Raw genomic sequence first — 15553 nt, 5'->3', positions numbered from 1 at the left:
ATCAGGCCGCGTGCAGGCTGCCGCCGTCCAGCCACTCGAGATCGGCAGGCGAAAGGGCGATGTCCAGCGCCCGCAGACTGTCCTCCAGCTCGCCCAGCGTGCGCGGCCCGATCAGCGGAACCGACGGGAAAGGCTGGTTGAGCACATAGGCCAGCGCAACATGGATCGGGCTCTTGCGCAGCCGCGCGGCGAGCTCGATGGCGCGGTCGCGGCGGCCGAAATTGCGCTCCGAATACCAGACCCGCACCAGTTCCTCGCTGTCGTGCCTGTCGCGCCCGGCGCGCTCGGTGAAGAAGCCACGGCCCTGGCTCGACCAGGCGAAATTCGGCATCTGCCTGGATGTCAGCCAGGCCTTCCAGTCGTCGGTGGAAGAGGCGACACAACCCGCCCAGATCGGCTCCAGCATTTCGGCCAGCGAAAAATTGTTGGAAAGCGCGCCGGGCTTCTGCTTGCCGGTGCGCTCGGCATAGGCAATCGCCTCGTCCATGCGCTGCATCGTCCAGTTCGAGCCGCCGAACGGGCCACGGATGCGACCGGCCTTCACCTCACGGTCCATGGCATCGACGAACTCGCCGACCGGCACATCCGGATTGTCGCGGTGCATGAAATAGATGTCGACATGATCGGTCTGCAGGCGATCGAGCGACTGGGCAAGCTGCTTGCCGATCACGTCGGGATAGCAGAGCGGAGAATGCGCGCCCTTGGCGATGATCACCGACTGCTCGCGCACGCCGCGGCTCTGCAACCACTGGCCAAGCAGTGTCTCGGTGTAGCCGCCACCGTAGACATAGCCGGTGTCGAAGAGATTGCCGCCGGCCTCGAAGAAGGCATCGAGCAGGATCGAGCCCGAGGAGAACGTGCGGAAATCCTCGAAGCCGAGCGCCACCACCGATGCCGGCTTCGCCAGGCCCGGAATGGCGCGCTTGCCGATCGCCGTGCCGCCCGACCGCAGAGGCCGGCCGGAGATGGTGCTGGTGCGCAGCGGGGCCTTTTCGATTTCGTACTCCAGTCCAACGGCAGCGCGCCATCTGTCGAGCACGCGCAAGGTGCCGAGACTGTCGGCCCAATCCATGCCCGGCCAGGCGAACTCCTGCCGGCCGGCAAGGATGGCCTCGCCGGCGCCGTCGACCTCGAAGGAATAGACATGGCGCTTTTCATCGACGCTGATCGTCTCGCGCGACCCGTCGGCGCCGATCACGTCGATCCGGCCGAGGCCGACATCGCGATTTCCGCCGGCGAACCAGAAGTCCGGCACTTCGATGCGGCCCTTGGTGCCGAGGATGCGCAGCACATTGTCCTGGTTCAGCGAGATGCTGCAGGAAACCTCGGCGACGATGCCTCCGGGAAAATGCAGCAGCGCCGAGGCCCATTCGTCGACGCCGGACTGGCCAAGATGAGCGGTACCAACCACCTTGTCGGGCTCGGCGAAAGGTTGTCCCGATGCCGCCCCGGCAATCAGCCGCGCCATCGAGACGGTATAGCCGCCGACGTCCAGTATGCCGCCGCCGGCGGAATCATTGGCATAGAGACGGTGTTCCGGCATGAAGCCCGGCATGGCGAAGCCGAAGCTCGACTTGATCATCCTGACCTCGCCGATGACGCCCGACCTGATCAGTTCCACCAGCTTCAGAGTCTGCGGGTGCAGCCGGTACATGAAGGCTTCGCCGAGAAAAGTGCCGGCCTTGCGCGCGGCATGGAACATGGCGTCGGCCTCGAAGGCGGTCAGTGCCAGCGGCTTTTCGCACAGCACGTGCTTGCCCGCTTCCGCAGCCCGGATCGCCCATTGCGCGTGGCCGGGATGCGGGATCGCAATGTAGACGGCATCGATGTCGGGATCCGCAAGCAGCGCTTCATAACCGTGGACGATGCGGGCGCCGGGAAATTTCCCGGCAAGGCCCGGCTTGTCGGGATTGCGCGCGCCGATGGCTACCAGTTTTCCGGTGCGCGAAGCGGCCAGGCCGCCGGCGAACGCCTGGGCGATGCTGCCCGGGCCGAGAATGCCCCAGCGAATGGGCGTGGTTGCGGTCATTGTCATTCTCCTTGAAGGCTGGAAGGGGGCAGCCGGTCAGCGCAGCCGCAGCCCTTTTTCGTCGAACAGGTAGGATTTGCGGATGGAAACGGTGACCTCGGACGTCGTGGGAACCTTCGCCGCGTCGCGTTGGATCACCACGTCTTCGCCATGGGCCGTTCGGGCGTAGAGAAAGCTCGTGCCACCGAGATGCTCGACCACGTCGATGGCGACGACAAGGTCGGTGCCACCTTCCCCGGCACTGCCGAAATGCTCGGGCCGCACACCTACGATAACCTTGCTGCCCGCTTCCGGCGCGGCGCCGGCCAGCGGCTGGGTGATACGGGTTTTCTCCTGGCCCGCAAGCTCGACCACGACCCCACGCGCATCGTGCCCGACGATTTGCGCCTTGATGAAGTTCATTTTCGGCGAGCCGACAAAGCCGGCCACGAACAGATTGTCGGGATCGTCATAGAGATCGAGCGGCCGGCCGATCTGCTCGATATGCCCGGCGCGCAGCACGACGATCCGGTCGGCGAGCGTCATCGCCTCGGTCTGGTCGTGCGTGACGTAGATCATCGTGGCGCCGAGTTCCTTGTGCAGGCGCGAGATCTCGACGCGCATCTGGACGCGCAGTTCGGCGTCGAGATTGGACAACGGCTCGTCGAACAGGAACACTTGCGGCTCGCGCACGATGGCGCGGCCGATGGCAACGCGCTGGCGTTGGCCGCCGGAGAGTTTCTTCGGGCGCCGGTCCATCAATTCGCTGATGCGCAGGATCTCGGCCGCGCGCTTCACCCGCCGGTCGGTGTCGGCCTTGGGATTGCCGGTCATGCGCAGCCCGAAGGAGAGGTTTTGCTCGACGCTCATATGCGGATAGAGCGCATAGGACTGGAACACCATGGCGATGCCTCGATCGGCCGGCTCGACATCGTTGACCAGTTTGCCGCCGATGGCAATCTCGCCGCCGCTGATGTCCTCGAGCCCGGCGATCATCCTGAGCAGGGTCGACTTGCCGCAGCCGGACGGACCGACGAAGACGACGAACTCGCCGTGCTTGATGTCGATGTTGGCGCCATGGACGACTTCGAAGACGCCGAAGCGCTTGACCACATTGCTCAGCGTAACGGTTGCCATGCTGCCTCTTACTTGACTGCGCCGGCGGCGATGCCGGCGATGAAATGGCGCTGCAGGAGCACGAAGACGATCAGCATCGGCACGGTGAGCATCACGGCCCCTGCCATGATGCCGCCCCACGACACTTTGGTGAGGCCGATCAGCGTGCCGAGCGCCACCGGCGCCGTCATCGAACCCGGCTGGCTGTTGATCAAAAGCGGCCAGAGGTAATTGTTCCAGGAGGCAAGGAACAGGATGATGGCGAGCGCGGCCAGCATCGGCCGCGCCAGCGGCAGCGCGACGAAGAGGAAGATGCGCCACTCCTTCACGCCTTCGACACGGGCGGCGTCGAACAGATCGTCCGGCATCATCGAAAAACTTTGCCGCATGAACAGCACGCCGAGCGAATTGAAGAGCGGCGGCACGATCAGCGCCACCCAGGTGTTGGCGAGCTGGAAGTCGCGCGCCACCATGATGAATTGCGGGATCAGCACCACCGCATAGGGAAGCGTGATGGTGCCGAAGATGATGCCGACAACCACACCTTTGCCGAAGAACTGGTAGCGGGCCAGCGCCCAGCCGGCCATCGACGTCAACAGCACCGACAGGAAGGTGTAGGTCACCGCCACCGAGACGGAGATGCCGATGGCGCCGACGAAATTGGTGTCGCGCTGCAGATTGTTGAAATTGTCGACGAAATTGCCGTGCGGCAAAAGCTCGATGCCAGGGCTGAAGATGCCGTTGTCGGGCATGGTCGAGAACACCACCATCATCCACAGCGGGAACAGCCAGATCAGCGCCAGCGGGGTGAGGACAAGATGCAGCGCGATGCTGCGCCTCAGGCGGGCGGAGGACAGCGAACTCATTGCTTTTCCCTCGTCAGCCACAGTTGCACCAGCGTGATCGCGATCGCCAGCGCCGCCATGGTGTAGGCGACGGCCGAGGCATAGCCGAAATTGAGCGAGCGGAACCCCTGGCGGTAGAGCAGCAGGCCGAGCGTCTCGGTGCCGCCGCCCGGCCCGCCGCGCTCGGTGATCAGGAAGGGCTCGGTGAACAATTGCATGGTGCCGATGATCGACAGCACCAGGCAGAACACGATGACCGGTTTCAAGAGCGGCAAGGTGATGTAGAAGAACTGCTTGAGCTTGCTGACGCGGTCGAGCGTCGCCGCCTCGTAGACATCCTCGGGGATGGATTGCATGCCGGCCAGAAGGATGATGGCGTTGTAGCCGGCCCAGCGCCAGGTGACCGCGATCATGATCAGCGCCATGGCCGGCGTGACATTGGAGAACCAGTCGACCTTAGGGAGCCCGACGCTGTTCAGCAGCTTGTTGACGATGCCGAAATCGAGGCTGAACATCAGCCGGAACACCGCCGAATAGGCGACCTCGCCGACGACGACCGGAGCGAAGAACGCAAAGCGGTAGAGACCCCTCGCCTTCAAGAGCGGCGAATTCAAAAGCACGGCCATCACCATGGCCAGCGCGATCATCACCGGCACCTGGATGACGAGGATGAGCAGCGTGTTCTTCAGCGCGTTGAAGAAGGCCGGATCGCCGATCAGCCGGCCCCAGTTGAAGCCCGGCGCGAAACGCCAGGGCACGGTGCGTGTCGCCTGGAAGGAGATCATGAACGACGAGATGATCGGCCATACCCAGAAGACGGAGAAGATCAGCAGATAAGGCGCCAGGAAACGATAGGCCGTGGCGTTGCGGTTGCGCATCCTGCTGCTCCTCCTTCATATCCGGTGTTTCAGACAAGCTCGCAGGCGCAGAGTCCGGGCGGCAAGAGCCGTCCCGGACCCCGTCCCTGGGAGGTTATGATTTGACCGGCAATCCGGTCGCCGCCGCGATCTGTTTTGCGGCGTCGTCAAGTGCCGCCTTGGCGTCGGGATAGCCTCCGGCCAGATATTTGGTCTGCACCGCGCGGACGATGATTTCGGCATCGCTCTGGAACTGCGTGCCGCGGCTGGGGACGACCTTGGGCAAGGTGCCCAGAATATCCTTCCATACCGCCTGGCCACCCCAATAGGGCAGGCCTTGGCTGACGTAGGGGTCATCCAGCGCCGAGACTAGCGAAGGGACCAGGCCGAACTCCTTCAGCATGGTGATCTGGCCTTCATTGGTTCCAAGCGTGTATTTCAGGTATTCGTAAGCCGCTTCCTTGTTCTTCGAGGCCGAGGTGATGGCCAGCGACGAGCCGCCGAGATTGGCGGCGCGGGGACCGTCGGCCGTCAGGCTCGGCATCAGATAGACGCCCCATTTGCCGTTCTCGCCGGCTGATTCGGTGCGGATGGTGCCTTCATACCAGCCGCCATACACTTGGGTGGCGACGGTGCCCGCCGTGTTATTGGTGATCTTGGTGCCCCAGTCGGCGGACGACACGATGCCGGCGTCCTTCATCTCCTTGACCTTGGTCAGGGCGTCGACGCATTTGGGTTCGCTGACCGTGATCGACTGGCCATCCTCGGCGAAATAGGCGCAGCCCTGCTCGTTGGAGATCATGCGGAAGAATTCAGTGTCGCCGTTGAAATCGGCATTGGTCATCGAGACGCCCGGATTGGCGGCCTGGATCTTCTTGCCGGCGGCGATGAAATCGTCCCAGGTCTTGATCGATGCCGGATCCACCCCAGCCTTCTCGTAGAAGTCGCGGCGATAGAAGGCGGCGACCGGGCCGGAATCCCACGGCATGGCATAGGCCTTGTCGTCGACCTCGAGCTCGGTGCGCTTGAAATCGGGGAATTTCTTCTGGTCCTCGGCACTGTAGCCCAGCGTATGCAGGTCGACGAAGCAGTCGGGGAACTGGCTCCAGTAATTCTCGGCTTCGCCATTCTCGATGGTGACGATGTCGGGCAGGCCGACGCCGCCGGCCGCACAGCCGGCGATCGACTTGTCGTAGGTCGGCTGGTTGCCGAGATCCTGAACCGTGACCTTGATGTCGGGATGCAGCTTGTTGAAGCCGGCAACCGTCGCCTTCAGCGACGAAGCGGCGACATTCCAGCTCCAGATGGTGATTTCGCCGGACTGCGCAAAGGCCGGGGCTGAGCCCAGGGCAAGCGCGAGCGCGGCGCAGGTCAGTGTGATGCGCATTGAAATCCTCCCATTTCATTTGCTCTCTCTGCGAGCGTGGCTACACTATTCGGCGCGGAAGGCTTGTCGCCGACAAAGGGAATACGGAATTGGCGGAAAGTAAGATGCCGGAGCGGCCGTTTTACCAGCCAGGGGCCAGCAGCGTGGAAGGCCTGCCGCTGCTCCTGCAGATGTTTCACACCGCTCCGCTGGTGATGCTCAAGCCGCACTGGCATGCCCAGGTCGAGGTGAATTTCATCGTCCGCGGCAGCGTGCACTACCGCATGAACGAGCACGAAATCTCGCTTTCGGCCGGCGAGATGTGCTTCTTCTGGGGTGGCCTGCCGCACCAGATGGACGATCTCAGCGACGACGCCATCTATGCCGGCGCGCATCTGCCGCTGGTGCATTTTTTCCGCCTGCATCTGCCGGCGGACGTGCGCCACCGGCTGATGACGGGTGCGACGCTGGTGACCAGCGCCACCGACCAATCCGACAACGACAATTTCGCCCGTTGGAACAGCTATGCCCGCTCGGGCGATCCGGCCAAGGCCGAGCATGCCGTCAACGAGCTTCTGCTGCGGCTGGAGCGGGTGCGGTTCGAGCCCTACCGGCTGGTGCCCGAGACGGCGGCCGGGCAGGAAGCCGGCAGTGCCTTCGACCAGCAATCCTCCCGCAATGTCGGACGCATGTGCGACTTCATCGCCGAGAATTTCCTCTACGACATCGATTGCATGAACATAGCGGCGGCCGCCGACATCCATCCCAAATACGCCATGAGCCTGTTCAAGAAATCGACCGGCATGACACTCAACGAATATGTCAACCTTCTGCGGCTGAGCTACGCGCAGGCATTGCTGATGCATCAGGATGCCAACGTGCTGCGCGTCGCCATGGACTCCGGCTTCGGCTCGCTCAGCGCCTTCAACAAATCCTTCCGCAAGCTGGCCGGCATGACGCCCTCCGACTTCCGCAAGGGTGTGGCCGGCGCAAGGTAGAGTGAGGGCTCGTTGCCGCCTTCCCATCGATACGAATGCATTGCGGCATCTCGATCATTGCCTAACGACGGATCCCGCAGTTGCTACGGCCCCGGGACGGAGGCAAAAAAGGCCGGAAGGGCCCAGCCCTCGCGCCATAACGGCAATGAAAGCGCCTGAGGAAGCCAGCCTTTCCACAGCCTCGCTTTTCCTGCCGGAAATCGCCACCTAGGCGCTGGACAGGCTAAATTCCCGTGCTATAACCCACGCGCTTTCAAGGGGCGCCCCACGGTGCCTTCATGAAATCCGGTTCACGCGTTTTCGTTTGCCGGAACAGGCCCAGATAGCTCAGTTGGTAGAGCAGCGGACTGAAAATCCGCGTGTCGGTGGTTCGAATCCGCCTCTGGGCACCATTTTCTCCCAAGCCGCTGATTTTCCTGAGAGCATTATTTTCCAAGGGTTTGACCCACCTCGACTGTCATACACGCTGTGATACAGTCGAGGAATGGACGACATGCGCAAGATACCAAACACAATCATCCGAAATGGCATCTACTATGTTCACGTCCGCGTGCCGAAAGACCTCATAGAGAGTTACGGCAAGCGCTTCATCACGGAGTCCCTCGGCATCAAAAATAGAGAGGCGGAAGCCTGCCGGGCTTCACAGAAGCGTATGGCGGCAATCCTCGGGGAGTTCGAAGAGAAGCGCGCCGCTATCAAGGCATCCAAAGTTCAAGAGGTCGCACCGGCAGTGCCAGTGCTGAGCTTTGCTGAGATATCCCGGCAACACGCCCGCGAAATCAGCGACCGGGAGTTCGCCGAACGTGCCGCCCTATTCGAGGCCGCGTTAGACAAGGACGGTCCATTTTGGAAAAACGAAGTGACTCCGCTACCCGGTCGGAAGTGGAAGGATGAAGATGGGGAAGAGGGAGAGCCGCGACCAGAGTCCCGCTATTTCGACCACCTTGTTGAAGAGGGTGACCTAGACAAGATCGTCGGCTACCTCGTCCGCTGCCGTGTAAAGGATCGTGTAACGGAACTTCGCCGCGCGCTTGCAGCCGGCAATCTCGCCGAGATGGTAGCCATCGCACGGAGCCGTTCACCAGGGATCGACAGCGCCCGCGAACTGATCCTCGCAAGGCTCATCGCCCATGCTGAGATAGACGCCTTACAGTCAATCGACGCGGGCGAACCTGATGCTAGTGTTATCGAGGCCGCAGTGCCATCTAGCAGCGCGACAGGGCCGCAAGAGCGTTCGGTCAGCGCGGCAGCGCCAGCGAACGGCAAAGGCGGCTCCGGCCCTCGCTTGTCGCTCGTGTTGTCCGACTGGCTGGCCGAAAAGGAGCGCACCAATGCGTGGCGTGAGAAGACGCGCCTTGAGCGGGAAGCGAACGTCAAAGCATTCATCGAAGTTGTTGGCGACCATCCTGTTGGCAGCTACGTGAAGGCCGAAGCCAAGCGGTTCAAGGATGTTCTATTCAACATCCCGCCGAACGCGCATAAGAAAGCAGGTTATAAGGGGCTCGGCCTAGTGGCCATCGCCGAGAAGGCCGAAGCCGCAGGCGACCAGAAGCCCACGGCGAAGAACGTCGCTCTGAAAATGGACGCCGTGTCAGCGCTGTTCTTCTGGGCGAAAAAGAACTTCGATGAGGTCAGGTCTAATCCATTCGAGGGCGTGAAGCCGCAGGTTGACACGGTAGCGCGCGAAGAACGTGACCCGTTCAGTTCGAACGAATTGAAAGCGATCTTCGCCAGTCCGCCGTTTACGGGCGCAAAATCCGAAAGCCATTGGTTGCAGCCCGGCGACGAAGTTCTGCACTCATCCGGCAAGTTCTGGGTGCCTCTCATCGCGGCATATACCGGCGCGCGGTTGATGGAGATTGTCCAGCTTCGCCGAGGCGACGTTCAAACCATCGGCGACGTGACATTCTTCGATCTCAACGAAGAAGGCGACAAACAGTTGAAGACACGGGGATCAAAGCGGCGCATTCCAGTTCATCCGGCATTGGTCAGGGCAGGATTTCTTGAATACATTGCCAAGGTGAAAAGTCCGGGTGACCGACTGTTCCCAGACATCGAAATTGGTGAAGCGTCGAACCGTTCGTCGCCAGCGTCGAAGCTCTTTGTCCGTCTCATCCGAGCGGCCGGCGTCAAATCGCGGAAGAACTGCTTCCACAGCTTTCGCCATTCATTCGAAGACGCTTGCCGCGATGCCGAGATAGACTCGGCCGTCATGAACGCGTTGCAAGGCCACGTCGAGCGCGGCATGGCGGGGCGGTATGGCAGCGATTTCAGATTGGAGCGACTGGATGCCGCCATTAAGAAAATCAGGTACGGCCTGTCGTTTGAAAACAATGACAAGCCTCGACCCGAGACCAGCTTGTCTGAACTCAACCTCTAAGTTGCCTCCCCCTCTTGACCGACGCCTAATTCGGCGTGCGTGACCTGTCGTTTGCTTCCGAGGCAGCCTATCGTCACAAGTGGGGCAACTTAGTTCGCGGGTTGAGTGCAGAGGGCGGCATGCGGAACAATTCAACAATCGCGGTGTTTGCCGCAGGCTACGTATTCGTGTTCATCTTGCTGTTGACCATGAAGGCGATGTTCGTGCCTTCGAATGCAGCAGCGGATTGTAACAACGTAGTCTGCCTTGCCTATCGCGTCCTAAGCGAGTTTCAGACGCTGCTGGCGGCGGGCGTCGCATTAATCGCTGCGATGCCAGTTTGGCACCAAATCAAGAAGATGAATGTCCAGCAAGACATCATGGCGCGCGAGATTATTGAGCGGCGGTTGGATTCTATCGAGACCAAAAGCCGTTATCTCAACAACTCCACAACGGAGCTTTTGCAGGGGATATGGAGGACGATTTACGATCTTAACGACGATGAAGCCGAGTACCATCCATCTTCCGTGAAGCCGGAATGGGCCTTTAACATTAGGCAGCACGCCGACCACATAGCGTCGGAGCTTGGGAGGCACCAGATCGCCAAGGCAGATACCCTGCGCATTGAGGCAGCGCGTGCTAAGGTCATCGACGCGCTTGAAGCGCTTTCTGATTGTGCGGCCAACATCAGCGCCCCGGCTGAGTATGCTGGTGATCCAATGGTGTCCGACGATGACATGCAGCGAATGCAAGACGCATTGCCGGGCGCTTTGGAGAGATTTCCACAATGTGCCGATGCGGTCGAAAAGGCAGCCAAGGAGTTCACCGCAATTGCGGGGGCCGAAAGCGCATCCGTACGTGATCGGCTTCGTGGCATTGCCGAACAACTGATCCGCAATCATAACGATTGACTTTATGGACCCATGCCTTCTACCCGGCGATCTATATAAACTCGCGGCGATAGTGCCGAGCGGCAGTACGCAGTGGGGCAATAGCGTTCCGTCGACCGCCTCCGGTGTCTATGTGATCTCTGTCGCCGATCCCGAGGCCGTCGCTTTGAAGCCCGACCTCGACCCTGGTCCTCACATATGGCGAGGCGATCAGCCCATCGTCTACATCGGTCGAGCGAGGAATCTGCGAAAGCGGCTAAGCCAGTTTCGGCGGCACAAGTTTGGTGGATCGACACCGCATCGAGGCGGGCAGGCAATCTTGCTGCTCGATGCCCCGCTAATGATCACCTGGGCAGAGGTTGCTGACTACGCCCAAGTAGAGCACCGATTGATCACCATCTTCAAAGAACGCGTGGGACGAATGCCGTTCGGCAATCGGGTTCGTGCGGCTCGGACCGGCCCTCCACATAGTTCCGCATAGGTGCGCGGCACTGCGCGACAGCACGTTTCCGCGTCAGCTAGCGCTATGCGGGGACTCGCACCCTCGGCTTGATCGCCACGCTTGCGTGGACCTCTTGGTATATCGCCGCGCCGGGCATCTCTAGCGTCACTGCAAGGCCGAACGGAATTGCCTCATCAATAGGTGTGCCTTGATCCCGCTCGCGCTGGATTTGCAGCGGGAAAGTCGCGCCCGCAGCGAAGTTTCCAATTCGCGAATCCAGCCATCTCCGGTGGACGATGGTGCCGCTTTCGGATTGGCTATTTGAAGGTTGCTGAGAGTTGGTACTCACGCCGAGAGCTTCAATAGCCGGGTCTTGTAGCGAAGCGATTTTCAGCTTCACAGCCCGGTAGGCGAGGTGCCCCGGTCGGATCGGCGTAAACCACGCTAGTGTTGCCCGAACCTCCCTAGGTGTCGCGCTTGCTCCTATCGCCGCAGGTAGAGAAACGTCGAACGTATATGATGATTCTGGAGCGAGAGTACCTGTAGCCCAAAGCGTGGCCCGATCGGACGCGCAAGATACCGCGTCCTCGGGATCGACAAAACCGTAACCGAGATGCCGACTGACTTCGCGCCGCCAATGCTCGTGGTGTAGGTCTAGATTCGGATCGACAATCGGTCGGATTAAGCGTTCGGAGCCTCGCCATGATGCGGAATGAACTAGCAGGGCCTTAAGCAGCGCGGCCCGCTCGGTCAGCGGCATTGGGCCAATCAATTGCGGGTACGCTTCTTCAAGAGCGTCAAAAATTCGGTGCGTGGAGTGTGTCGCTAGCGCTGTCGCGGCACTCGTGCCGATGGTGAAATGTAGACCCGCCGCCCCATTTTCGGGCGGAGCTGCGACCTTCAACCCGCCAAATCGGGTCGGATGAGGATGCGGAATGATCACCGGCGCAACCGACATTGGATCAAGCCTAACCCTCTGGCGACCACCCGCCAGTAGCACTTCCGGCTTCGTGGCGCGTCGCAGACCGAGACCGAGGCGAGATGACAGGTTTGGCATATGCGCGTTTGCATATGCTGGAAAGGGACTGACGCCCGGGAACACTTCCTGCGACGAATCCCGATGCCATGAGCCAATTGTGAGGGCATTCACGCTATCAGCCGGTGAAAGGATTCGGCGGTCAGCCTTGGTTGCATCAAGGCCCCGAAAAATGGCTTTGTCTTTGTCGTCCGATGTAGCCGCTAGGAAGGTTGCCTGATCCGCGAACTCGTCAACGAGCACCCCATCATTGACGTTGCCCGCACTGACGAGGAACAGGATACCATAGGTGTAGGCAAGATAGTCGAGGGCGCGAGCCCAAGTCGAAATCTTGCCCCCGAATGGCTTAGTCCGATCGCCCAGCGAAAGATTGACCACGACCACGTTCGTTCCACCGTTCTGGCGCATTCGCATCACAGCTTCCACAATCACGTCAATGACGAGTTTCCCGCTGTCGAAAATTTCGTCGCCAAAGGCTTGAGCGAACATGACGGGCCGGAAGTATAGGCGACGGCTGATCGGCGAAGCCGGATCGTTCAAATCGCCATGAACGGCAAGAGATGCCATTGCGGTGCCATGGACACGAGCCCCGACCGCGCGGGCTTCAAGATTGTCCGGATCATCAACTGTAAGGTAGTCGGCAAGCATTGGATGTGCCTGCACCGGCACAGCGTCGAAAACCGCCGCTATCGGATCAGCGTTAGCCGGGGGCCAGCGAGCGACGTCATCGGGCACTCTATCCCCGGCCTCGATCGGCGTGCCCACGCTCTGCGGCACGATCGACACGACCGGATCAGCTCCGGCAAGCGACGCGGGGTCTAAGGCGGCTATTCGCCTGACTTCCGCCGCCGGAAGATCTACGAGCAAGGCATGATAAGCGAAATCGGGGCGACGCGATCGGTGGATTATTTGGCCGCCAGCTTCGTTTATTCGGCCTATCACGTCGGTCTCGGCCGCCGTGGCGGCAGCAGCGTTGCCACGGTACACTAACTCGACTTCGATGCGAACGAGTTCGTTGTTTGGTGCGCCGTCAACAATTTTTTCGAAGTATGCGCGGTTCAGCGGCGTGACGCGATCGGCCGGTCCCCAAGGTCGAACGGCACGGAGCTGGAGGAATAGGTCCCGCCAAGGCGTATAGTTCCTGGGCACCGAACCGTTGGCTTGCCAGCGTGACCAGAGAGAGACGATTTCCCGGAGCGCCGCGAGTTGTGGCACCAGGAGGTAGAACTCCGGTGCCGCATCCAGCGCATCTGCCGCAAGCTCTTCCTCGCCTGCGAACTCTAGCCCCTGAATTTGCGCTACTGCCCGCGCGAAGTTCGCAACGGACCCGGTTACCTCAAAAACCAAGAGGCGTTCTGGTGCGAGGGAGTTCGGGTCGGCGCGTAGTTGAAGCGAAGCGTTTGGGCTTCCCAAAACGTTTTGGAGATTTTGAAACGCCGGACCGTGCGCTTGGACCTGCGCACCGCGATCAAGCTGACGGGGTGTTGCTCCGCCGCTTCCGGAGCGACGTCTTGGAACCGGATTTGGGCCGTTCAAGCGTAATAGCGGCTTTGTTGGATCGTACGGCATCGGGTTCGACCGGTTTCACTCGCGTTGACCAGAGACTGATCTGTTCGTGCAGAATATCTTTTAGAGTCCGATTGGCGAGCGAAAGTATATGTTGCCGTCGTACCGTCTGACAAAATTCCAGTGCCTCTGCGAAACTGACTTCCCCAAGTTTGTCAGCCAAAGTCGAGGCGTTCAAACCAGCCGGTTCGGGCCAAGCGTCTAACTGACGGTCGACAAAGACGGCTAGCGCTTCACGAGTGGGTTGCGGCATTGAGAGGCGGAGTTGGAAGCGACGCCATACGGCCCGATCCAAAAGCTCGGCGTGATTTGTTGCAGCCACAGTGACGACATAGCTCGGAAGCTGGTCGATCTGCATGAGTAGAAAGGAAACAACGCGCTTGATTTCGCCGGTCTCGTGGATATCGCCACGCTCCTTGCCAATTGAATCAAACTCATCAAAAAAGAGAACACACGGGACGGTGCGAGCGTAGTCGAACAACCGAGCAAGACGGGTGTTGGTCTCACCAAGAAAGGAGCCAACCAGCGCATCATATCGAACGGTAAAGAACTGAACCGCCAACGCCTCAGCAATCCCTTCTGCGACAGAGGTCTTCCCATTGCCGGGTGGCCCTGACAGCAGAACGCGATGCCGTGGCTGCATTCCGTGCGATCGCAGCAGGTCTGCCCGATGCTGTTCTTCGACAAGCTGCTTAATCTGCTGACCCACCGGCAGGTGCAGAATCAAATCATCGAGCCGCTGACGTGGCACTGACTCGAGTATGGTGTCTTTGCCAGTTTGAACCGATGGATGAACCGTCGCTGGCGGACTCACAACGACGGCGCTTAGGGCGCGCTGGAGCCGATCCGCCAATGTGTGGTGGTTCTTGCTGCGCTCGTCCGCGACTATCGCCTCAACCGATGAACGCAGCGTTGCCCTGTCACCGGATGCACCGGCGCGAACAATCGACAGTAGGAGGTCGCTTCGGGCCACGGCGGTCCACTTATTGACGTGAGTCTTTCTCACAACAAACGGTTAACATTTTGGTTGCGAGTTGGGCAGGCTTTCTCTCTCGGTTCCTGCCATTCTTCACAGCAAACCCCAACTCAACCCGCAGCGCGTCCGGCAGCTATGAGCATACGGGTGATTGTCTGAGCCGTATAGTGAGTCACGTACGGTCGCATGGCCGCGATTTCTCGGAAGTACGCGTCATCCGACATGCTGCCGCGTCCGACGTTTCGGGCCACACGCTCTGAGGCCAACAGCTCGAACTTATCGTTGATCTCTGCGCGGGTGCGCGGGTCGCGTATGGCTTCCCAAAGCATCGGCCCGTCGATTGCAAAGCGCCCAGCATCGGCGGGAACATTGTCTGCCGGGGTCGAGCGCGCTTCCGCCTTCGACGCGGCGACGACTTCTGCCTCGGAGGGAGCGTTGGCGAACCGCAACCGCTCCATGAGGGGAAGATCGACCGGCGACGTGACGCCGTGCTGATCAAGAATAGCACGCTGGTCCTCCGTCATGCGAGTTCGCCCCCAAGCAGGGCCAACCGGGCCGTGGCCTTTTGATGGTAAAGCAGAGCCTGCCGAATGACATCTGAGTCAGTAAGGCGGTTTTCGGCGGCGTACCGGCGAAGGTAGGCGGCGTCCTCTTCGCTGACGCGGCAATAAATGGGCACGGTTAGACCGGGACGCCGAGGTCGGGCCATCGTTTTTCATCCTAATTGATTGTGTTGGGATTTGTGACACGCCCCGCGCATCAGTCGAGCGAATGGTAAGCTATCTGATAGCTATTGGCAAGGAATATTTTCCTACGTCCCAACGGTCTTAACTCAACCTCGACGCCCTGGCTCTGAACTCAACCCTGTTGCTTGCGATTGGAGATCGGCCTTGGCTCTAGGTCCCATTGGCCTCGGCGCGTACGCCCTAGCTCGGGTCCCCAGCCTATGGGACCCGGAGGCGAAAAGCTTTCGGGGTTGAGTGCAGAAGAGAGCTGGGCTCAATGTTTACTCGGCCGCCAGAGCCACCATGAGGGCCTGAGACCCACCCCACCCCGCATACCCCACTAGGTACCATAGGCCGTTGATTTAATAG

General features: G+C 60.6%; 11 protein-coding genes and 1 tRNA gene. 4 read left to right on the top strand and 8 right to left on the bottom strand.

Features of this window, described 5'->3' with window-relative positions; genetic code table 11:
- Window position 1: 1 nt before the first annotated feature.
- From CK227_RS30035 to CK227_RS30015, 5 genes are all read right to left on the bottom strand, one after another.
- The gene (locus tag CK227_RS30035) at window positions 2-2029 is read right to left on the bottom strand and encodes an aldo/keto reductase (protein WP_095775274.1); all 2028 of its coding nucleotides are present in this window, start codon (window positions 2027-2029) and stop codon (window positions 2-4) included.
- A 36-nt stretch (window positions 2030-2065) separates the two neighbouring features.
- Window positions 2066-3145, bottom strand: coding sequence for a sn-glycerol-3-phosphate ABC transporter ATP-binding protein UgpC (ugpC, locus tag CK227_RS30030; RefSeq protein WP_095775273.1), 1080 nt, complete (start codon window positions 3143-3145; stop codon window positions 2066-2068).
- 8 nt (window positions 3146-3153) lie between these two features.
- Complete coding sequence (locus CK227_RS30025) at window positions 3154-3990, bottom strand: carbohydrate ABC transporter permease (protein WP_095775272.1); 837 nt, start codon at window positions 3988-3990, stop codon at window positions 3154-3156.
- Window positions 3987-4847 carry a sugar ABC transporter permease gene (locus tag CK227_RS30020; protein WP_095775271.1) on the bottom strand — a complete coding sequence of 287 codons (861 nt, stop codon included), beginning with the start codon at window positions 4845-4847 and terminating at the stop codon, window positions 3987-3989. The genes CK227_RS30025 and CK227_RS30020 overlap by 4 nt, the downstream gene beginning before the upstream one ends.
- Before the next feature lie 94 nt (window positions 4848-4941).
- On the bottom strand, window positions 4942-6213 hold the full coding sequence (locus CK227_RS30015; RefSeq protein ID WP_095775270.1) for an ABC transporter substrate-binding protein: 1272 nt from the start codon (window positions 6211-6213) through the stop codon (window positions 4942-4944).
- Between the two features lie 104 nt (window positions 6214-6317).
- Between CK227_RS30015 and CK227_RS30010 the strand changes: the two genes are divergently transcribed.
- The 4 genes from CK227_RS30010 to CK227_RS29995 all read left to right on the top strand — a co-directional run bounded on the left by CK227_RS30010 (window position 6318) and on the right by CK227_RS29995 (window position 10460).
- Complete coding sequence (locus CK227_RS30010; protein WP_095775269.1) at window positions 6318-7190, top strand: helix-turn-helix domain-containing protein; 873 nt, start codon at window positions 6318-6320, stop codon at window positions 7188-7190.
- Window positions 7191-7506: 316 nt separating this feature from the next.
- Window positions 7507-7582: transfer RNA gene (locus CK227_RS30005), tRNA-Phe, on the top strand.
- A 101-nt stretch (window positions 7583-7683) separates the two neighbouring features.
- Window positions 7684-9570: a site-specific integrase gene (locus CK227_RS30000; protein WP_179296542.1), complete on the top strand. Its 1887-nt coding sequence runs from the start codon at window positions 7684-7686 to the stop codon at window positions 9568-9570.
- A 119-nt stretch (window positions 9571-9689) separates the two neighbouring features.
- The gene (locus tag CK227_RS29995) at window positions 9690-10460 is read left to right on the top strand and encodes a hypothetical protein (protein WP_095775267.1); all 771 of its coding nucleotides are present in this window, start codon (window positions 9690-9692) and stop codon (window positions 10458-10460) included.
- Between the two features lie 503 nt (window positions 10461-10963).
- On the opposite strand, the gene CK227_RS29985 is transcribed toward CK227_RS29995, so the two are convergent.
- The 3 genes from CK227_RS29985 to CK227_RS29975 all read right to left on the bottom strand — a co-directional run bounded on the left by CK227_RS29985 (window position 10964) and on the right by CK227_RS29975 (window position 14983).
- Complete coding sequence (locus CK227_RS29985) at window positions 10964-13264, bottom strand: S8 family peptidase (RefSeq protein WP_179296541.1); 2301 nt, start codon at window positions 13262-13264, stop codon at window positions 10964-10966.
- 121 nt (window positions 13265-13385) lie between these two features.
- On the bottom strand, window positions 13386-14456 hold the full coding sequence (locus CK227_RS29980) for an ATP-binding protein (protein WP_095775321.1): 1071 nt from the start codon (window positions 14454-14456) through the stop codon (window positions 13386-13388).
- A gap of 113 nt (window positions 14457-14569) precedes the next feature.
- The gene (locus CK227_RS29975) at window positions 14570-14983 is read right to left on the bottom strand and encodes a hypothetical protein (RefSeq protein ID WP_095775265.1); all 414 of its coding nucleotides are present in this window, start codon (window positions 14981-14983) and stop codon (window positions 14570-14572) included.
- Window positions 14984-15553: the final 570 nt, after the last annotated feature.

The sequence above is a fragment of the Mesorhizobium sp. WSM4308 genome, from assembly GCF_002294905.1.
GTDB lineage: Bacteria > Pseudomonadota > Alphaproteobacteria > Rhizobiales > Rhizobiaceae > Mesorhizobium.
This window is presented reverse-complemented; position numbering and strand designations above follow the sequence as displayed.